Origin of the sequence: Bacillus cereus group sp. BceL062, assembly GCF_051780025.1 — a bacterium.
GTDB classification, from domain to species: Bacteria; Bacillota; Bacilli; order Bacillales; family Bacillaceae_G; genus Bacillus_A; species Bacillus_A toyonensis.
Map to the genome: position 1 here is coordinate 328,962 of NZ_JBPWGY010000007.1, position 19,806 is coordinate 348,767.

The window sequence follows — 19,806 nt, forward strand, 5'->3', positions numbered from 1 at the left end:
AATAAGGGAAAACTAAAGTTATAGACTGGTTAGGAGGTTTCGCAATTTGCGACGTACATTATATCGACTTATGATAGAACTTACAAATGGTCGCTTTACTTCTTATATATTACGTAAATTTGCACAATCTCGTTTGAGCTCCATCATAATTCCATCATATGCGAAAGTTTTTCAAATTAATCAAGATGAGATGGAAAAGGGTTTGAAGGAATATAGAACATTGCATGACTTATTTACGCGTAGGCTAAAAGAAGGAAAGCGTAGTATTGATACAGATACATCGAGTATCGTTAGCCCTGTTGATGGTGTTTTTGCTGACCACGGTCCTATTGAGGATACAAAAACATTTGATATTAAAGGTAAGCGTTATTCAATTGTGGATATGCTAGGTAATGAAGAACGTGCAAAGCGATATGCAGGCGGTACATACATGGTCATTTATTTGAGTCCAAGTCATTATCATCGCATTCATAGTCCACTTTCTGGGGCTGTGACTGAAAGATTTGTACTCGGTAGAAAATCATATCCGGTAAATGCAGCTGGTATGGAATACGGTAAAGAACCACTGTCAAAAAATTATCGTTCTGTTACAGAAGTGAATAGTAACGGCGAACATATGGCACTTGTAAAAGTAGGGGCTATGTTTGTTAATAGTATTGAGCTTTTGCATGAAAGAAGTACTGTTCAAAAAGGTGAAGAAATGGCATACTTTACATTTGGTTCAACAGTTGTATTATTGTTTGAAAAAGATATGATAGAAGTAGTGCAGAATTTGAAGAGCGGACAAGAAATTCGTCTCGGTGAAAAAATTGCTACTCGATTAACTCACAAGTAAAGAGAAGATTTTATAATCGTAAATAAGAGTTATGGACAAAGATGCTTAATGATGAAATCCCCTAGATGGGAGTACTTGTTTATTCGAGAGCCATCGTAGGATGGCTCTTTTTACAGGTTATTAGTAATCTATATGTACTCAAGAAGATTTGGCAAGCTTGTCCTCTAATGAGCGTCTAATAATTTCTTGTTTTATAAGTAAAATGAAGTCGGGATTTAATTTTAGTTCTTTTGCTTTATAATAAGACTCAGTGAGTAACTCAGTAGATAACTGTTCCATATGTTTTGTTTTCAAGGTGAGTCACCTCCTAATAATATAAGGATTGATTCGTTGTTGCATTTAATGTACCAAAAAAATATGACAGTCACAAACAAGTGGTTATCCACATACCACAGTGGATAAATTGTGTATAGATTGTTAGTAAATTCCAAATTGACTGAAAAATTAATGTGGAAAGTGTGTACAATTTTATCCACAGGTTGTATATCGAAAAATGTTGTCGAAAAATTTTACGAAAAATCCTCAAAGAGGTGAAAGAAATTGAAATTATTTTTACCAAATGAATATGTGAAAAATGTATATCATGTTCAACCAGAAGATTTGAAAAAACGTGGAATTAAAGGAGTTATTACTGATTTAGATAACACGTTAATTGAATGGGATCGTCCAAATGCAACGCCGCAACTTGAAGAGTGGTTTTTAAAAATGAAAGAGCAAGGCATTCAAGTAACGGTCGTTTCGAATAATAATGAGCAACGTGTGAAAGACTTTGCTGATCCATTAAATATTCCATTTATTCATAGTGCACGTAAACCATTTGTTCGTGCATTTAAGCGTGCGATACAAGAGATGCACCTGCAGCCGGATGAAGTTGTAGTAATTGGGGATCAGTTGCTTACAGATGTGCTTGGTGGAAATCGTGTAGGACTTCATACAATCTTAGTTGTGCCAGTAGCGCAAACGGATGGATTGGTGACTCGCTTTAATCGAAAAATTGAACGAAGAATTATGAAAAATATGAAGAAAAAAGGTTTAATTAACTGGGAGGAATAAAGTTTGACTGAAACAATTAAATGTATTGGTTGCGGTGTAGAAATTCAAACAGAAAATAAAAATGAAGTTGGGTATGCGCCTGCCTCATCTTTAGAAAAAGAGCAAGTGATTTGTCAACGCTGTTTTCGCTTGAAACATTACAATGAAATTCAAGATGTATCGCTAACAGATGATGACTTCCTACGCATTCTAAATGGAATTGGAAGGTCAGATGCATTAGTAGTCAAGATTGTAGATATTTTTGATTTTAATGGTAGCTGGTTACCTGGCTTACATCGTTTCGTAGGAAATAATAAAGTATTACTTGTAGGAAATAAGGCGGATTTAATTCCTAAGTCAGTAAAACATGATAAAGTAAAGCATTGGATGCGCTATAGTGCAAAGCAGTTAGGATTAAAGCCAGAGGATGTCTTTTTAATTAGTGCAGCGAAGGGACAAGGGATTGCTGAATTAGCGGATGCTATTGAGTATTATCGCGACGGCAAAGATGTTTACGTTGTTGGATGTACGAATGTAGGAAAATCTACATTTATTAATCGTATGATTAAAGAATTTAGTGATGAGACTGAAAATGTAATTACAACATCTCATTTCCCAGGAACAACACTTGACTTAATTGATATTCCATTAGACGAAGAATCTTCTTTATATGATACGCCAGGTATTATTAACCACCATCAAATGGCTCATTATGTTGGAAAGGAAAGCTTAAAGCTTATTACACCAACAAAAGAAATTAAGCCGATGGTATTCCAATTAAATGAGGAACAAACATTATTCTTTAGTGGATTGGCACGCTTTGATTATGTAAGTGGTGGTCGTCGTGCGTTTACTTGTCACTTCTCAAATCGTTTAACAATTCATCGTACAAAGCTTGAGAAAGCAGATGAATTGTATAAAAATCATGCCGGAGATTTACTAAGCCCGCCAACACCAGAAGAATTAGAAAATATGCCTGAGCTGGTGAAATACGAGTTTAATATTCGTGAACCGAAAACGGACGTTGTATTCTCTGGATTAGGATGGGTTACTGTAAACGAATCAGGAGCAAAAATTGTTGCTCACGTACCAAAAGGAGTAAGTGTTTCATTGCGTAAATCTTTAATTTAATATGGAGAGGGATTTATGAAACAATTATATGGTGTAATCGGAAATCCAATTGGACATTCATTATCGCCCGTTATGCATAACGATGCATTTGAACACTTGAATATGGATGCCCATTATCATGCGTTTCTTGTAGAAGAAGGGCTAGGGGAAGCAGTAAGAGGTTTAAAAGCGTTAGGTATTTCAGGATTTAATGTAACAACTCCGCACAAAGTTGCTATTATGGATTATTTGGATGAGATTGACCCACTAGCAAGGCAAATTGGTGCAGTAAATACAGTGGTTCATAAGGATGGAAAATTAATTGGCTACAATACAGATGGAATCGGTTTTTTCCGAGCCTTACAGTCAATTAGTAGTGAACCACTTCAAGAGAAACGTATTTTATTACTTGGCGCTGGTGGTGCTAGCCGAGCTATTTATTTTTCTCTTGCTGATGTAGGTGTGAAAGAAATTGATGTAGCAAATCGTACAGTCGATAAGGCGAAAGAACTTATTGCTGCATGTGCGGCTGATGTTCATTCTGTTGCTTTATCGTTAGAAAAAGCGACAGAAGAACAAGGGAATTATGATATTATCATTCAGACGACAACAAGAGGTATGCATCCGCATGTCGAACATACGCCATTACAAATTTGTTCTTTAAAAGAAGGAACAATTGTATCAGATATAATTTATAATCCATTTGAAACGAAAATTTTATGTGAGGCAAAAGAGCAAGGTGCAATCATTCAAAATGGTATTGATATGTTTGTTTATCAAGGAGCACTTGCATTTGAAATGTGGACAGGACGCGTGCCAAATATTGATAGAATGAAACAATTAGTAATGAGAAAGCTTGGAGGCTAATTATATGTTAACAGGAAAACAAAAAAGATTTTTACGTGCACAGGCACATCATTTAACACCAATTTTTCAGGTTGGAAAAGGCGGCGTAAATGAAAATATGGTGAAACAAATTGGAGAAGCATTAGAGGTTCGTGAATTATTTAAAGTGAGCGTGCTACAAAATTGTGAATTCGATCGTCGTGAAGTTGCAGAAGAACTTGCACAAGGTGCACGTGCTGAAATCGTTCAAGTAATTGGAAGCACAATTGTTTTATATAAAGAATCAAGAGAAAATAAACAAATTAAGCTTCCTCGATAAAAAGATTAGCATGCGGTACTTTTATTGCTAGTGCTTAATGATGTAGAGAGCGAAACCAATTGAACTTTTATTAACAGTGAACTCTCTTCGAATTGATAGGAAGAGAGTTGCTGTATGTAAAAGGAAGGGGCGTTTCTTTTGAGAAAAATTGGCATCATTGGCGGTACATTTGATCCGCCTCATTATGGGCATTTGCTAATTGCAAATGAAGTATATCACGCTTTGGACTTGGAAGAAGTATGGTTCCTGCCAAATCAAATTCCGCCACATAAACAAGGGCGGAATATTACAAGTGTAGAAAGTCGTTTAAAGATGTTAGAGCGTGCGACTGAGGAAGAAGCATACTTTTCAATTTGTTTAGAAGAGCTAAACAGAGAAGGCCCATCTTATACGTATGACACTATGTTACAATTAACGGAAAAGTATCCGGATGTGCAGTTCCACTTTATTATTGGTGGAGATATGGTTGAGTATTTGCCAAAGTGGTATAACATTGAAAAGTTACTTACACTTGTAACTTTCGTTGGAGTTACGAGACCAGGTTATACATTGCATACGCCTTATAATATTGTAAAAGTGGAAATTCCAGAGTTTGCAGTTTCTTCTTCTTTGTTACGTGAGAGGTATATGGAGAAGAAAACGTGCAAATATTTACTTCCGGAAAAAGTACAGGTATATATCGAGAGGAATGGGTTGTATGAATCGTGAGGAAGCACTTCATATTGTCAAACAACAAATGCATGAAAAGCGTTATGTACACACAATAGGTGTAATGGAAACAGCGATTGAACTGGCTCGTTTATATGATGTAGATGAGAAAAAGGCAGAAACAGCTGCTATCTTTCATGATTATGCAAAATGTAGAGCGATTTCAGAAATGGAAGAGATTATTAAGGGGGAAGGTTTGCCGAAGGATCTACTTCACTATAACAAAGAGTTATGGCATGCACCTGTTGGGGCATACTTAGTAGAAAAAGAAGTAGGCATTACGGATCCTGAAATTTTGCAAGCTATTACATACCATACAAGTGGTCATGAGAAAATGACGATGTTAGATAAAGTGATTTATGTAGCAGATTACATTGAGCCGGGGCGTAAGTTTCCTGGTGTAGAAGAAGCGAGAAAACTCGCATATAAAGATATAAATCAAGCGTTACTGTTTGCTTTAAAGCGAACAATTCAATTTTTAATGGAAAAAGATCAAACGATTTATCCATTAACATTCCAAACATACAATGCAGTTATCAAGGAGGAAATTATTAAATGAAAGATAAAGATTTATTAGTATTAGCAGCAAAAGCAGCTGATGATAAGAGAGCAGAAGATATGGTTGTACTAAATATGCAAGGGATTTCACCAATTGCAGACTATTTCATTATTTGTCACGGAAACTCTGATAAACAGGTGCAAGCAATTGCGCGTGAAATTAAAGCGAAGGCGCATGAATTCGAAATTAATGTACAACGTATGGAAGGTTTTGATGAGGCTCGTTGGGTATTAGTAGACCTTGGTGATGTGGTTGCTCATGTATTCCATAAAGATGAGCGTGATCACTACAATTTAGAGCGTCTATGGGGCGATGTACCACGTGAAGATATTACTGAAGAGTTAGATCAATGAAATACGAACAATTTGCATTACTGTATGACGAACTGATGAATGATGTCCCGTATGATAAATGGGTAGAGTTCACAGAGGAAAGTTTGCAGCATGCGGGCATGAAAGAGGCAAAAATTCTTGATGTAGCATGTGGAACTGGTAACGTAACACTACCGCTTATGCGAAAAGGTTATGATTTAACTGGTGTCGATCTTTCAGAAGAAATGTTAACTGTCGCACAGCAGAAATTAGGAGGAGAAGGTTATTTTCTTCCTTTTTACCAACAAGATATGAGAGAACTTGATGTTCCTGGTGAATTTGATTGTGTAACAATCTTTTGTGATTCGTTAAACTATGTATTGCAAGAAGATGGAGTGCAAGAAACGTTTAGAAGAGTCTTCCATCATTTACGTCAAGATGGCTTGTTTTTATTCGACGTACACTCTTTATATAAAATACATCACGTATTTCAAAATGAAACATATACAGTGAATGGCGAGGAAATATCACTTATTTGGAACTGTTTCCCTGGAGAAGAATCCAATAGTGTGGAACATGATTTGACATTCTTTGTACAAGATCCAGAAGAAGATGTATATCATCGTTTTGATGAATGTCACGTGCAACGAGCATATTCGGTTGAAGAATTAACGAAATGGCTTGAAGAGGCTGGATTTACAGTGCTTCGCGTCACAGGAGACTTTGAACGAATTGAAGTGACAGAACAAACAGAGCGCATCTTTTTTATGGCGAAGAAGAATGGATAAAACAAAAGCAACCGATAAGGTTGCTTTTGTTTTTTAGAAAAGATTTGATTTTATTTCTAGAATATTAAAAAGATGATACATGTAAAGTACAAAAATGCTAGTTTTAGTGAAAATGTAGCATAAAAAAGATACGTATTAATAAAAAGGATTTGGAATGGCGATGGCGTATTTATTATGTGTGTTTATTGAATTGCTGATTAACGCATTTTAGATCTTCATCAAACTTCTCGTGTGTCCGTTCGATTAATTTATGAAACATATCTCCAACATGTTCTTCTAAAACTAGAATACCTTCTCCTGTAACGCCGCCTTTGACACATACCTTTTCTTGTAAGGTAGGTAATGTGAAAATCTCTTTTTCAAGTAATTTCCCCATTCCAACGACCATTTCACTTACTAAAGTAGTAGCTTCTTCATGTGTAATATTTGTTTTATCTACAGCAGCGTTAATGAAACATTGTAATAAATAACTAAAGAATGCAGGGCCGCAGCTTGCTATATCAGATGAAACGCGCGTTATATCTTCTTCTATTACAAGTGGAGTAGAAATTTTTTTGAATAGCCGAAGTAGTTTTTGTTGCCACTCTTCAGAGCATTTACTTCCAAATGTAAATAATGATGCGCCAGATAGGGCGCGGTTTGTAATGCTCGGAATGATACGTGCGACGTGGCAAGGTACAAGTGTCTCTAATTGTGATGGAGATATTGGACTTGTGATAGAAACTAAGCACTTTTCATCAGAAAAATATTCAGCATATTTTTGTAGGATAGGGTATATATCTTTCGGTTTAACGCAAATAAAAATAAGTTGTGATTGTTCGAGTACTTCTGGGATTGTTTTGGCTATATGAATAGAAGGGTATTTTTCCTTTATATGATATGCTTTGGCAGGCGTCCGATTAATGATTGTAAGGCACGAAGGTTTGACAGCACGGGTCTCTAAAAATGCATCGATTAGTATATTCCCCATGTTTCCTGTCCCTATAATTCCTATGTTCAATGTTTCATCCCTCCTTCGTAACAGCTTTCTCCTAAACAATATGAATGATGTTATAAATTTATGATTAGAGGTGTAAAATGATGTGGGATTTTCCGAAAAAATGGTTGGGGTTAGTAGCTATTATTGTAACTGTACTTTTTCTTTTTTTCTGGAAAACAAACCAGCATACAGAGCGATCGGTCATTGCAACGGATGTTCAGGCGAAAGATGTAGAGAAAAAAAGTAAACCGAAAATATTAGATGCAAAGGAACAGAAAAAAATACTAATTGATATGAAAGGGGCCGTTGTTAAAGAGGGGGTGTATGAAATGAAAGAAGGGGATCGGTTCAAGGATGCCGTTGAAAAGGCGGGTGGTTTTTTGCCCGAGGCAGATATAAAGAAGGTGAATTTAGCACAAATTGTACAAGACCAAATGATTCTTTATGTACCCAATAAAAATGAGCAAGTGCAAGATGTGGCTACCTCTTCAAAGGGGGAAGGGAAAGTTCAAATAAATGCAGCTTCTAAAGAGCAACTTGAAAAAATCACAGGCATTGGCTCTCGAAAAGCGGAAAGTATTTTGAAATATCGAGAGGAACATGGTCCGTTTCAGAAAATAGAAGATTTATTAGAGATTGATGGGATTGGTGTGAAGTCTTTGGAAAAAATAAAAGATCAAATTATTATTCCGTAAAAGATTGACGAAGTTTTTCTTCATTCGCTACACTACAAGTAGACAAAAAAGAAGGTGAAAAATATGGAACGAATTTCGTGGGATCAATATTTTATGACGCAAAGTCATTTGTTATCTTTACGTAGTACATGTACAAGACTTGCAGTAGGGGCAACAATCGTTCGTGACAAGCGGATTATTGCTGGCGGCTATAATGGTTCAATTAAAGGTGGGGTGCATTGTATCGATGATGGATGCTATGTCATTGATAATCATTGTGTTCGTACAATTCATGCAGAAATGAATGCTTTATTACAATGTGCCAAGTTTGGTGCGAAAACAGAGGAAGCAGAAATTTACGTTACGCATTTCCCTTGTTTACAATGTTGTAAGGCAATTATTCAAAGTGGTATTACAGCGGTTTATTATGCGCAGGATTATAAAAATCATCCATACGCCATAGAGTTATTTGAACAAGCGAATGTAACAGTGAAGCACGTTCCACTAGAATATGATATTGCTGCATTAGAGGAGCAAAAACGTTATACGGAGTTAAAAGAATTATTTGCGTCTTTCGAAAAAGATAATTTATCAATGGAAGAATTACAGCATGTATTCACGAAAGCAAAAATGATGCTATAAGGAGTGAGTATAAGTTGCATGAACAATGGGGCTATATTGCAATCTCTTTTATAATGGGGATTGCAATCGCCTTTTCCTTGTCATTTTTATGGATTGCTTGTTGTTTCGTTTTATATGTTTTCTTCTGTTTATATCGTACTTCGCGTAAAACCTTCATTTTTTGTATGATAGCGTGTTTTAGTGGTGCTATGTACACTTCGTATGTTCAAGGACAAAATAAGCCTCTAGGAGACCCCTATGAAGCTACAAGAGGGGTGATACAAAATACACCTCTTATTAATGGGGATCGCCTATCTTTTCAATTTGAAGATCAGAATAAAAATACAGTGCAGTTAAGTTACAAAATGAAATCAGCCTTGGAAAAGAAACAATTACAACAATTATATGCGGGAGTATCCTGTGTATTCAAAGGTGAGAGGAAAGAACCGCAAACTGCTCGGAATTTTCATAGTTTTGATTACCGAGATTATTTATATAAACAAAATATTCATTTTATATTCCATGCTACATATATTTCTGAGTGCCAAAAAACATCATTATCATTTGTGCAATGGATTCTTTTTTATAGGCAGCACATAATCTTTAAAGTTACAGAAATGTTTCCAGAGCAATCAGGTGCTTTTATGAATGCATTATTATTTGGTGACCGACAACAAATGACGTTTGAAGTTGAAGAACAGTATCAGCAATTTGGTCTTGTGCATTTATTGGCGATTTCAGGGTCACATATTGTTCTGTTAATGGTGATAGTTTACTTTGTTTTACTGAGAAGTGGTGTGACGAAGGAGATGGCGACAGTATTTCTAATTGTTTGTATTCCAGTGTACATGATTATAGCAGGCGCATCACCGTCTGTTATAAGAGCTTCTATAACAGGTGTTTTATTGTTGGTTGCTTTCATTTGTTCTGTTCGCTTATCTAGTTTAGATGCCTTAAGTATAACGGCTATATGTATGCTTATATACGACCCATATCTTGTTTTTAATATAGGATTTCAATTTTCATTTGTAGGTAGTTTCGCTTTAATTTTATCTGCTCCGATACTACTAAGGCATAGTAATGGAGTAATTCGAAATGCTATTTATATTTCTATTATCTCGCAGCTCGTTAGTACCCCGATTTTGTTATATCATTTTGGTTATTTTTCTCCATATAGTATTTTCCTCAACTTCATATACGTTCCATTTTTATCTATAATTGTATTACCATGTAGTATTATTATTCTGGTATTTATACCAATTATCCCATTTCTCGCAAAAGGACTTGCGAATGTACTGTCAGTAGGTTTAAATATTTCTAATAATTTACTAAGTTACTGTGAAAGCTTACCGTTTACCCGCCTAGTTTTCGGGCAAACACCCATACTTCTTATAGTTGTATACTGTGTGATAATTATTAGTATATTGATCGTCTTGGAAAGAGGGATGCCGAAAAAAATTGTGTTCATAGTCATGAGTGGCTTTCTTTTTATTAGCACGTGTCATTATGTATACCCGTATTTTCGCGAGAGTGGGAGTGTGACATTTATTGATGTTGGACAAGGTGATGCAATATTAATTCGACTTCCATATGATAAAGGGGTTTATCTTATTGATACAGGTGGAACACTTCGGATAAATAAAGAAGAATGGCAACGGAAAAAGCATGAATTTTCTGTTGGTCACGATATTCTTGTTCCTTTTTTGCAAAAGGAAGGTGTGAAAACAATTGATAAATTAATCATAACGCATGGAGATGCGGATCATATAGGTGCCGCATCGGATTTATTATCGTATATAACTGTAAAAGAAGTTGTATTTGGTCAAAAGAAACAAGAGACAGTATTAGAAAAGGTGTTAAAGAAAAAGGCATTAGAAAAAGAAGTGAAAATAAGTATAGTGGAAGAAGGGGAGTATTGGAGTATGAATGGAGCAGAATTTTTTATACTAGCTCCGAAAGGGAAAGAAAAAAGTGAAAATAACTCTTCAATTGTAATGTGGGCCAAATTAGGAGGATTAACATGGCTGTTTACAGGTGATTTAGAAGAAGAGGGAGAGGAACTTTTAGCATCGACATATCCATATTTACGGGCGGATGTTTTAAAAGTTGCGCATCATGGGAGTAAAACGTCATCTACAGCACCTTTTTTGAGGCTTATACAGCCTAGTATAGCGATTGTTTCTGTGGGAGAACGAAATAGGTATGGACATCCGGATAAGGAGGTGATAGAGCGTTTTGAGAAGATGGGTACTGAAATATGGCGAACGGATAAACAAGGTGCTATTTCCTATGTTTTTAAAGGGGAAACCGGAACCTTTAAAAGTAAAATCACATATGATGAAATACATAATAGATGAAAAAGAGAAGACTGCCATGAAATGGCAGCCTTTAAGAACCGATGAATTTAATAACAGTTGCAATAATGAAAAGTGTTGCGAAAAAACCAAATGAGACGATAAATCCTACCCCTGAATCAATAGCGTCATTGCGTTTACTTTGAACATTTTGTTCAAAATCATTCATTTAGAATCCCTCCCCAACATTCCACTTTAGTATAAAATATTGTCAGAAAAAAATCTACAATTTCCATATGAAGAGGAACCGAGTATTTTTACTACTTTCTAGTTCGTTAAGTGACATGAGTTTTTCGTTTCCAAGCATGTTAAGAGTTGGCACTTATACTCGGATTTTTATTGTGAATAATAAAGGGAAGGTGATTACCGCACACCAATAAGAAACCCGGGACTTATTGCGTGGCGTTTAATATAAATAAAGGGGCGGGTTGTAAAGCCTGTTCCTTTGTACTTGTAAAACAAAAGCTAGGGCATTAGTATAAATATATATTGCCAAGTTAGGGAGTAGGAAAAAAGTATGAGTGATATACATAAAAAAATTAAAAAGAAGCAGTTTGCTCCGTTATATTTACTGTATGGAACGGAAGCGTTTTTTATAAATGAAACGATAAAGCTTATTACAACAGAAGCACTTGAAGAGGAAGATCGAGAATTTAATGTTGTGACATACGATTTGGAAGAATCGTATTTAGAAGATGTGGTTGAGGATGCGCGTACACTTCCTTTTTTTGGGGAACGGAAAGTACTATTAATGAAATCACCACTTTTTTTAACTTCACAAAAAGAAAAGTTAGAACAAAATATAAAAATTTTAGAAGAATATATTGGTGAACCTTCTCCATTTTCTATTCTTGTTTTTGTTGCGCCTTACGAAAAACTCGATGAACGAAAAAAAATTACAAAACTATTAAAGAAAACAGCGGATGTAGTAGAAGCGAATGCGATGCAAGTGCAAGATGTTCAGAAATGGATTGGTGCTCGTGCTGATGAAGTACATGTGCATATTGATAATGCAGCTGTTAGTTTGTTATTAGAGCTTGTGGGAAGTAATGTAACGATGTTGGCGAAGGAAATGGACAAGTTAACGTTATACGTTGGTATGGGCGGAGAGATTACACCAAAACTTGTTACAGAGCTTGTGCCGAAGTCTGTGGAGCAAAATGTATTTGCTTTGACAGAAAAAGTAGTGAAAAAGGATATTGCGGGTGCAATGCAAATTTTAGATGGATTATTTACGCAGCAGGAAGAACCGATTAAATTGCTTGCGTTATTAGTGAGTCAATTCCGCTTGCTGCATCAAGTGAAAGAGTTGCAACAACGTGGTTACGGACAAAATCAAATCGCGTCTCATATTGGTGTACATCCGTATCGTGTAAAGTTGGCGATGAATCAAACGAAGTTTTTCTCTTTTGAAGAATTAAAAAAAGTTATTATAGAATTAGCGGAAGCTGATTATAGTATGAAGACGGGGAAAATGGATAAGAAACTTGTGCTTGAGTTTTTCCTGCTGCGGCTAAATCATATGTAGTGATACAAAAAAGTTCATGTACTTGTTACGTGAACTTTTTTGTATATAAAAAAACGATCCAAATGGATCGTTTTTTAAACGCCTTACGCGTTTACTTGTTTCGCTAAGCGAGATTTTTGACGAGCTGCAGCGTTTTGGTGGATAAGACCTTTACGAGCTGCTTTGTCAAGTTTTTTAGAAGCAGTTTTGAAAGCTTCTTTAGCATTTTCAAGATCGTTATTAGTAACTAAAGCTTCTACAGTTTTAACAGCAGAACGCATGTCAGACTTGATAGAAGCGTTATGTGCACGACGCTCTTCGCTAAGTTTAGCGCGTTTGATAGCAGATTTGATGTTTGCCATACTTTTCACCTCCCTGGTGCAATCGAATGACTCGATTCTTAACATAGAACAAGTGATATTCTATCAAACGGTGAAGAGAATTGCAATAGTATATCAATGAAATTTCACGTAAAGGAAAGAATGACCTTATATAACTTTGGGAAATCTAACGATATTTACTATGAATTACGGAGGAGATACGATGAAAGAACCATTAGATTTAAGTAAATATAGTGTTAGAACTGACCTTGCTGTAGAAGCGCATCAAATGTTGCAAGAACGCCAAGAAGAACAAAAAGGGGTACAAGGAGTTATTGTAAAAGAGAGGGAAGAAGAGGGTATTACAATTACAAAAGTCACAATTGATGAAGTTGCATCTGAATCGATGGGTAAAAAACCTGGAAATTATTTAACGCTTGAAGTGCAAGGTATACGTCAACAAGATACGGAACTGCAACAAAAGGTAGAGCGTATTTTTGCGAAAGAATTTTCTTATTTCTTAGAAGAGGTTGGCGTTACAAAAGAAGCGAGCTGTTTAATTGTTGGTCTTGGGAATTGGAATGTAACACCGGATGCACTTGGACCGATAGTTGTAGAAAACGTATTGGTAACGAGACATTTGTTTCAATTGCAGCCTGAAAGTATAGAAGAAGGTTTTAGGCCTGTTAGTGCAATTCGTCCGGGAGTAATGGGAATTACAGGAATTGAAACGAGCGATGTTATTTATGGAATCATTGAGAAGACGAAGCCAGACTTTGTAATTGCAATTGATGCGTTAGCTGCACGCTCTATTGAACGTGTAAATAGTACGATACAAATTTCGGATACAGGGATTCATCCTGGATCTGGTGTTGGGAATAAACGTAAGGAGCTAAGTAAAGAAACATTAGGAATCCCTGTTATTGCGATTGGTGTTCCAACTGTAGTAGACGCAGTTTCTATTACGAGTGATACGATCGATTTTATTTTGAAGCACTTTGGAAGAGAGATGAAAGAGGGACATAAGCCGTCACGGTCTTTATTACCAGCGGGATTTTCATTCGGAGAAAAGAAAAAATTAACAGAAGAAGATATGCCGGATGAAAAAAGTCGGAATATGTTTTTAGGTGCTATTGGTACGTTGGAAGAAGAAGAAAAAAGAAAATTGATCTATGAAGTACTGTCTCCTCTCGGTCATAATTTAATGGTGACCCCAAAAGAAGTAGATGCTTTTATAGAGGATATGGCAAATGTAATAGCGAGTGGGTTAAATGCAGCGCTGCATCATCAAATTGACCAAGATAATACAGGAGCATATACACATTGAGGGGGAGAGACGATGATAGTTTAAGTCGTTTTGCACTTCTGTGTATATGTAGTACAGTTTTATGTTTACTTATGATGATAGCAGGAGTTGCGCTTGCTAATCATGGTTTGAAAAGTATGAAAGGTTATCAGCAGCTGTCGTATGAACAAATAGCTCATATGACAGGGACAGAGGGTGCGAGTGCTGAATCAGAAATTTTGGGAAGTTCGTTTTCAACTATTGAGAAACAAAAACAATTAGAAAGTTTAAGAAGTTTTAATGTCGTAGAAGGAATTGGTATGGCGATAGCAAGTGTTGCTTATGAAATAACAAAGTTTGGAACGGATATAGTTGTTGGGAAAGTGAAAGAGATTTTTAGCTAAGAGTAGCAGGAAGAACGGTTGTCTTATCGTTTTGTACGACAGCCGTTTTTTAATTTGAAAAAGGTTTGTCTCTTATGGTTTGTTCGCATAAGATATAGATAGAATGATTTGTCTTGTAAGCAGCACGAGTTTTCATTGAATCTTTGCTGCTCTATTGATATAATCAGTGCTAGTGTATATTGGCGAGACTATTAGGAGTTGAGAACATAGATGAATAAAGAAGAAAGAGCAAAAAGACAGTCCAAAATTCGTAACTTCTCCATCATTGCTCACATTGACCACGGGAAATCAACGTTGGCAGACCGTATTTTGGAGAAAACAAACGCGTTAACACAGCGCGAAATGAAAGCTCAGTTGCTTGACTCTATGGATTTAGAGCGTGAGCGCGGTATTACAATTAAATTAAATGCAGTACAATTAACGTATAAAGCGAAAGACGGTGAAGAGTATATTCTTCACTTGATCGATACGCCAGGACACGTCGATTTTACGTACGAAGTATCTCGTAGTTTAGCGGCTTGTGAAGGTGCAATTCTTGTTGTTGATGCAGCGCAAGGGATTGAGGCGCAAACATTAGCAAACGTATATTTAGCGCTTGATAATAATTTAGAAATCTTACCAGTTATTAATAAAATCGATTTACCAAGTGCGGATCCAGAACGCGTACGTCAAGAGGTAGAAGATGTAATTGGTTTAGATGCATCGGAAGCTGTACTTGCTTCGGCAAAAGCAGGCATTGGTATTGAGGACATTTTAGAACAAATCGTTGAAAAAGTACCAGCTCCGACGGGTGATTCAGAAGAGCCGTTACAATGTATGATTTTCGATTCCTTATATGATCCATATCGTGGTGTAATTGCATATATCCGTGTTGTAAACGGAACGGTAAAAGTTGGCGATAAAGTACGTATGATGGCAACTGGTAAAGAGTTTGAAGTAACAGAAGTAGGTGTATTTACACCGAAAACAACGCAGCGTGATGAGTTAACTGTAGGTGATGTAGGTTTCTTAGCAGCATCTATTAAAAACGTAGGTGATACACGTGTTGGTGATACGATTACACATGCGAAACGTCCGGCTGCAGAGGCGTTACCAGGTTACCGTAAATTAAACCCGATGGTATTCTGTGGGCTGTATCCAATTGATTCTGCTCGTTATAACGATTTACGTGATGCGTTAGAAAAATTAGAGTTAAACGATTCTGCTCTTGAGTTTGAACCAGAAACATCTCAAGCGCTAGGATTTGGTTTCCGTTGTGGATTCTTAGGATTACTTCACATGGAAATCATTCAAGAACGTATTGAACGTGAATTTAAGATTGACTTAATTACAACAGCGCCAAGCGTTATTTATAAAGTTTATTTAACAAACGGTGAAGATGTTATTGTTGATAATCCATCTAATATGCCAGATCCACAGTCTATCGATCGTGTAGAAGAGCCGTTTGTTAAAGCTTCAATTATGGTTCCGAATGACTATGTTGGAGCTGTAATGGAAATTTGCCAAGGTAAACGTGGAACGTTTATTGATATGCAATATTTAGATGAAACGCGTGTTACATTAACATATGAAATCCCGTTATCAGAAATCGTATATGACTTCTTCGATCAATTGAAATCAAATACGAAAGGATATGCATCATTTGACTACGAGTTAATTGGTTATAAACCGTCTAAACTTGTGAAAATGGATATTCTTTTAAATAATGAACAAGTGGATGCTTTATCATTCATTGTGCACCGTGATTCAGCGTATGACCGTGGTAAAGTAATCGTAGAGAAATTAAAAGAATTGATTCCAAGACAACAGTTCGAAGTGCCAATTCAAGCTACTATTGGAAACAAGGTTGTAGCACGTTCTACAATTAAGGCGATGCGTAAAAACGTACTTGCAAAATGTTACGGTGGTGACATTTCTCGTAAGCGTAAACTTCTTGATAAGCAAAAAGAAGGTAAAAAACGTATGAAGTCTGTTGGTTCTGTAGAAGTACCGCAAGAGGCATTCATGGCTGTACTGAAAATGGATGACAACTAATATAAAAAAAGAAGGAGTCGTTTATGCGGCTTCTTTTTTTCTGTATCATTACTTTTTAGACATCTTAGTATCTCTCATTTACAATAGTGAGAGAGCTTTTTAGTTTATACAGAGTTAGGAGATTATTAATGTCCGAAAATATTCGAAAAGATATTCAAGAGAAACTACAAAATGGTAATTTTAATTGTGAAAAGGAATTGACGCTTTCTATTATTAGTGGAAAGTGGAAAGTTGTGATACTGTGGCATCTTGGTGTGGAAGGGCCTCATCGTTTTAGCGAATTACAACGGTTATTCCCAAGCATTTCTCATAAAGTTTTGTCGAACCAATTAAAAGAGTTAATGGAAGATGGGATTGTTGATCGAACAGTATATCCCGAAATTCCTCCTCGTGTTGAGTATTATATGACGGAACTAGGCATGTCACTTTTACCAATCGTTGAAATGATGTATGATTGGGGAAAAATGCGAATGGAACAAATCCGTAATACGTTAGAGAAGTAGAGAACCCTCCGGAGTGCGGAGGTTTTCTTTTTAGAAAGGTAGGAGTTATATTTGGTACAAGCAGCATATATTCATATTCCGTTTTGTCAGCATATTTGTCACTATTGTGATTTTAATAAAGTGTTTATTGAACGCCAACCGGTAGATCAATATTTAGAGTACTTAGAGAAAGAAATAATAAATACGGTTCAAAAAGTACCGTTTGATAGTATGAAAACGATTTTTGTTGGTGGAGGAACGCCGACAGCATTAAATATGGAACAGACAAAAAAATTACTCGAGATTATTAATCGTCATTTGCGTCCGTTTGCTCCGAATTGTGAATTGACATTTGAAGCGAATCCAGGAGATCTGCCGAAAGAGAAGTTGAATGTACTGCTAGAAGGTGGAGTGAATCGAATTAGTTTTGGTGTGCAAACGTTCCGTGATGAACTGCTGGAGAAAATCGGGCGCAAGCATACGAGGGAAGATGCATTCCTAGCGATTCGAGAAGCTCAAGAAGTAGGCTTTAAAAATATTAATGTAGATATTATTTATGCTTTGCCAGGACAAACGATAGAAGATGTGAAGGAAACATTAGACATTGCTTTTACGCTTGGTGTACAACATTTCTCGGCATATTCATTAATTGTGGAACCCAAAACAGTGTTTTATAACTTAATGAATAAAGGGAAATTGCGTCTTCCGGGTGAAGACCATGAAGCGAAAATGTATGAAATGGTAATGGATGAAATGGAGAAACACGGTTATAGCCAGTATGAAATTAGTAATTTCTCAAAAGGTGACAATAAAAGTAGACATAATCTCACATACTGGAATAATGAAGAGTATTATGGTTTTGGAGCTGGAGCTCATAGTTATGTAAATGGGGAACGTATTCAAAATGTAGGTCCGCTGAAGCAATATTTTAATAAAATTGATGAAACAGGATTTCCTTATTTAGATGTTCATGAAGTGACTGAGAAGGAAAAAATGGAAGAAGAGTTGTTTTTAGGACTTCGAAAAACAAAAGGTGTTTCTAAAATAGCATTCCAAAAGAAATTCAATATGGAGATGGATCAAGTTTTCGCGAAGCAGTTACAAGGCAATCAAGAACAAGGGTTGCTTGAAGAAAGAGATGGATATGTGCGTTTAACACGAAAAGGGAAATTATTAGGGAATGAAGTGTTCCAGTCATTTTTGATTGACTAATTAAATGTTTCATAAACGTGAAAAAAATTCATTATTTCGTGACGTTTCCGTTGACAATTGAATGTCAATTTTGGTAAGTTATTAATAGATTTAGCACTCGAAGACAAAGAGTGCTAACAGAGGTGATGATGAGATGCTTACGGAACGTCAGCTCTTAATTTTACAAACAATTATTGATGACTTTATTGGATCAGCGCAGCCCGTTGGGTCTAGAACGTTGGCTAAAAAAGAAGAAATCACATTTAGTTCAGCTACTATTCGAAATGAAATGGCTGATTTAGAAGAATTAGGTTTTATTGAAAAAACACATAGTTCTTCTGGACGGGTTCCTTCTGAGAAAGGATACCGATTTTATGTAGACCATCTTTTAGCGCCGCAAAACTTACCGAACGATGAAATTGTACAAATTAAAGATTTATTTGCTGAAAGAATTTTTGAAGCAGAAAAAGTTGCACAGCAATCTGCTCAAATTTTATCAGAGCTTACGAGCTATACGGCGATTGTTCTAGGGCCTAAGTTAAGCACAAATAAACTTAAAAACGTACAAATTGTGCCGCTTGATCGTCAAACAGCAGTCGCTATTATTGTAACGGATACAGGGCATGTACAAAGTAAAACGATTACCGTTCCGGAATCTGTTGATTTATCAGATTTAGAAAAAATGGTTAACATTTTAAATGAAAAGCTATCTGGTGTACCGATGGCAGAACTTCATAATAAAATCTTTAAAGAGATTGTTACAGTTTTACGTGGGTATGTTCATAATTACGATAGTGCGATAAAAATGTTAGATGGTACATTTCAAGTTCCGTTATCGGAAAAGATATACTTTGGAGGGAAAGCGAATATGCTTTCGCAACCGGAGTTCCATGACATTCATAAAGTAAGATCTTTGCTGACGATGATTGATAATGAGGCTGCGTTTTATGACATTTTGCGTCATAAACAAGTCGGAATTCAAGTGAAAATTGGTAGAGAAAATTCTTCTACGGCAATGGAGGATTGCAGTTTGATTTCTGCAACGTATTCGATTGGAGAAGAGCAACTTGGAACAATTGCAATTTTAGGTCCGACGAGAATGCAATACTCTCGTGTAATTAGTTTACTGCAGTTATTTACAAGACAGTTTACAGACGGACTTAAAAAGTAAATGAGAGTAATACATTCGCGCAAGTGATGAAATTTTCATTGCTGTGTGTAATATATAATGCTTAGGTAATCATGCTAAGCATGATACCTAATACCTTTTAAGGAGGTGAAAATTGTGGAAGAGCGTAACGAACAAGTGGTAGAAGAAGTAAAAGAAGCGCAAGTTGAAGAAGCTGTCACGCCAGAAAACAGTGAAAAAACTGTAGAAGAAAAAAGTGAGGCTGCTCTTTTACAAGAAAAAGTAGATGAGTTACAAGCGAAACTAACGGAAACGGAA

General features: G+C 36.1%; 23 protein-coding genes and 1 pseudogene. 20 read left to right on the forward strand and 4 right to left on the reverse strand.

What is annotated here, in order from left to right:
* Positions 1–46: 46 nt before the first annotated feature.
* Positions 47–835, forward strand: coding sequence for a phosphatidylserine decarboxylase (locus ACS2MN_RS18570; RefSeq protein ID WP_001254987.1), 789 nt, complete (start codon positions 47–49; stop codon positions 833–835).
* Positions 836–973: 138 nt separating this feature from the next.
* Here the strand turns inward: ACS2MN_RS18570 and ACS2MN_RS18575 are convergent, their stop codons facing one another.
* A complete protein-coding gene (locus ACS2MN_RS18575; protein WP_000850093.1) occupies positions 974–1,129 on the reverse strand; it encodes a sporulation histidine kinase inhibitor Sda in 156 nt (51 codons plus the stop codon).
* A gap of 246 nt (positions 1,130–1,375) precedes the next feature.
* Between ACS2MN_RS18575 and ACS2MN_RS18580 the strand changes: the two genes are divergently transcribed.
* The 8 genes from ACS2MN_RS18580 to ACS2MN_RS18615 all read left to right on the forward strand — a co-directional run bounded on the left by ACS2MN_RS18580 (position 1,376) and on the right by ACS2MN_RS18615 (position 6,508).
* Positions 1,376–1,888, forward strand: coding sequence for a YqeG family HAD IIIA-type phosphatase (locus ACS2MN_RS18580; protein ID WP_000765312.1), 513 nt, complete (start codon positions 1,376–1,378; stop codon positions 1,886–1,888).
* 3 nt (positions 1,889–1,891) lie between these two features.
* Positions 1,892–2,998, forward strand: a complete 1,107-nt coding sequence (gene yqeH / locus ACS2MN_RS18585) for a ribosome biogenesis GTPase YqeH (protein ID WP_000140803.1) — start codon at positions 1,892–1,894, stop codon at positions 2,996–2,998.
* 15 nt (positions 2,999–3,013) lie between these two features.
* A complete protein-coding gene (gene aroE / locus ACS2MN_RS18590) occupies positions 3,014–3,844 on the forward strand; it encodes a shikimate dehydrogenase (RefSeq protein ID WP_346994373.1) in 831 nt (276 codons plus the stop codon).
* Between the two features lie 4 nt (positions 3,845–3,848).
* Positions 3,849–4,142 (forward strand): ribosome assembly RNA-binding protein YhbY, encoded by a 294-nt coding sequence (gene yhbY / locus ACS2MN_RS18595; protein WP_000955228.1) that lies wholly within the window; start codon positions 3,849–3,851, stop codon positions 4,140–4,142.
* A gap of 138 nt (positions 4,143–4,280) precedes the next feature.
* Positions 4,281–4,850: a nicotinate-nucleotide adenylyltransferase gene (locus ACS2MN_RS18600; RefSeq protein ID WP_001226036.1), complete on the forward strand. Its 570-nt coding sequence runs from the start codon at positions 4,281–4,283 to the stop codon at positions 4,848–4,850.
* A complete protein-coding gene (gene yqeK, locus ACS2MN_RS18605) occupies positions 4,840–5,409 on the forward strand; it encodes a bis(5'-nucleosyl)-tetraphosphatase (symmetrical) YqeK (protein WP_001078249.1) in 570 nt (189 codons plus the stop codon). The genes ACS2MN_RS18600 and yqeK overlap by 11 nt, the downstream gene beginning before the upstream one ends.
* The gene (gene rsfS / locus ACS2MN_RS18610) at positions 5,406–5,762 is read left to right on the forward strand and encodes a ribosome silencing factor (protein WP_000653199.1); all 357 of its coding nucleotides are present in this window, start codon (positions 5,406–5,408) and stop codon (positions 5,760–5,762) included. Before yqeK ends, rsfS begins: the two co-directional genes overlap by 4 nt.
* On the forward strand, positions 5,759–6,508 hold the full coding sequence (locus ACS2MN_RS18615; RefSeq protein ID WP_000873061.1) for a class I SAM-dependent methyltransferase: 750 nt from the start codon (positions 5,759–5,761) through the stop codon (positions 6,506–6,508). The genes rsfS and ACS2MN_RS18615 overlap by 4 nt, the downstream gene beginning before the upstream one ends.
* Positions 6,509–6,680: 172 nt before the next feature.
* Here ACS2MN_RS18615 and comER read toward each other — a convergent pair whose 3' ends face one another.
* Positions 6,681–7,508: a late competence protein ComER gene (gene comER / locus ACS2MN_RS18620; RefSeq protein ID WP_001020546.1), complete on the reverse strand. Its 828-nt coding sequence runs from the start codon at positions 7,506–7,508 to the stop codon at positions 6,681–6,683.
* A gap of 77 nt (positions 7,509–7,585) precedes the next feature.
* On the opposite strand from comER, the gene ACS2MN_RS18625 reads away from it, so the two are divergent.
* The 3 genes from ACS2MN_RS18625 to ACS2MN_RS18635 all read left to right on the forward strand — a co-directional run bounded on the left by ACS2MN_RS18625 (position 7,586) and on the right by ACS2MN_RS18635 (position 11,139).
* Positions 7,586–8,182, forward strand: coding sequence for a helix-hairpin-helix domain-containing protein (locus ACS2MN_RS18625; protein ID WP_000989943.1), 597 nt, complete (start codon positions 7,586–7,588; stop codon positions 8,180–8,182).
* Positions 8,183–8,245: 63 nt separating this feature from the next.
* Entirely contained in the window at positions 8,246–8,803 is a 558-nt protein-coding gene (locus ACS2MN_RS18630) for a ComE operon protein 2 (RefSeq protein WP_000439772.1), read from the forward strand.
* A 14-nt stretch (positions 8,804–8,817) separates the two neighbouring features.
* A complete protein-coding gene (locus tag ACS2MN_RS18635; protein WP_346994372.1) occupies positions 8,818–11,139 on the forward strand; it encodes a DNA internalization-related competence protein ComEC/Rec2 in 2,322 nt (773 codons plus the stop codon).
* Between the two features lie 31 nt (positions 11,140–11,170).
* Here ACS2MN_RS18635 and ACS2MN_RS18640 read toward each other — a convergent pair whose 3' ends face one another.
* Complete coding sequence (locus ACS2MN_RS18640) at positions 11,171–11,305, reverse strand: YqzM family protein (protein WP_000997609.1); 135 nt, start codon at positions 11,303–11,305, stop codon at positions 11,171–11,173.
* Between the two features lie 348 nt (positions 11,306–11,653).
* On the opposite strand from ACS2MN_RS18640, the gene holA reads away from it, so the two are divergent.
* Positions 11,654–12,664, forward strand: a complete 1,011-nt coding sequence (holA, locus tag ACS2MN_RS18645) for a DNA polymerase III subunit delta (RefSeq protein WP_001279927.1) — start codon at positions 11,654–11,656, stop codon at positions 12,662–12,664.
* Positions 12,665–12,747: 83 nt separating this feature from the next.
* Here holA and rpsT read toward each other — a convergent pair whose 3' ends face one another.
* On the reverse strand, positions 12,748–13,005 hold the full coding sequence (rpsT, locus tag ACS2MN_RS18650) for a 30S ribosomal protein S20 (RefSeq protein ID WP_001274011.1): 258 nt from the start codon (positions 13,003–13,005) through the stop codon (positions 12,748–12,750).
* A gap of 181 nt (positions 13,006–13,186) precedes the next feature.
* Between rpsT and gpr the strand changes: the two genes are divergently transcribed.
* The 7 genes and pseudogenes from gpr to ACS2MN_RS18685 all read left to right on the forward strand — a co-directional run.
* Positions 13,187–14,290 (forward strand): GPR endopeptidase, encoded by a 1,104-nt coding sequence (gene gpr / locus ACS2MN_RS18655; RefSeq protein ID WP_087949252.1) that lies wholly within the window; start codon positions 13,187–13,189, stop codon positions 14,288–14,290.
* Positions 14,287–14,652 (forward strand): YqxA family protein, encoded by a 366-nt coding sequence (locus tag ACS2MN_RS18660; RefSeq protein ID WP_087949253.1) that lies wholly within the window; start codon positions 14,287–14,289, stop codon positions 14,650–14,652. Before gpr ends, ACS2MN_RS18660 begins: the two co-directional genes overlap by 4 nt.
* A gap of 210 nt (positions 14,653–14,862) precedes the next feature.
* Positions 14,863–16,686 carry an elongation factor 4 gene (gene lepA, locus ACS2MN_RS18665; RefSeq protein ID WP_001030961.1) on the forward strand — a complete coding sequence of 608 codons (1,824 nt, stop codon included), beginning with the start codon at positions 14,863–14,865 and terminating at the stop codon, positions 16,684–16,686.
* A gap of 128 nt (positions 16,687–16,814) precedes the next feature.
* Positions 16,815–17,189: a winged helix-turn-helix transcriptional regulator gene (locus tag ACS2MN_RS18670; RefSeq protein WP_001293547.1), complete on the forward strand. Its 375-nt coding sequence runs from the start codon at positions 16,815–16,817 to the stop codon at positions 17,187–17,189.
* A 51-nt stretch (positions 17,190–17,240) separates the two neighbouring features.
* The gene (gene hemW, locus ACS2MN_RS18675) at positions 17,241–18,380 is read left to right on the forward strand and encodes a radical SAM family heme chaperone HemW (RefSeq protein WP_000249450.1); all 1,140 of its coding nucleotides are present in this window, start codon (positions 17,241–17,243) and stop codon (positions 18,378–18,380) included.
* A gap of 133 nt (positions 18,381–18,513) precedes the next feature.
* Positions 18,514–19,530 (forward strand): heat-inducible transcriptional repressor HrcA, encoded by a 1,017-nt coding sequence (gene hrcA / locus ACS2MN_RS18680; protein ID WP_000954961.1) that lies wholly within the window; start codon positions 18,514–18,516, stop codon positions 19,528–19,530.
* A gap of 114 nt (positions 19,531–19,644) precedes the next feature.
* Positions 19,645–19,806, forward strand: a pseudogene (locus ACS2MN_RS18685) (nucleotide exchange factor GrpE); the annotation flags it as partial.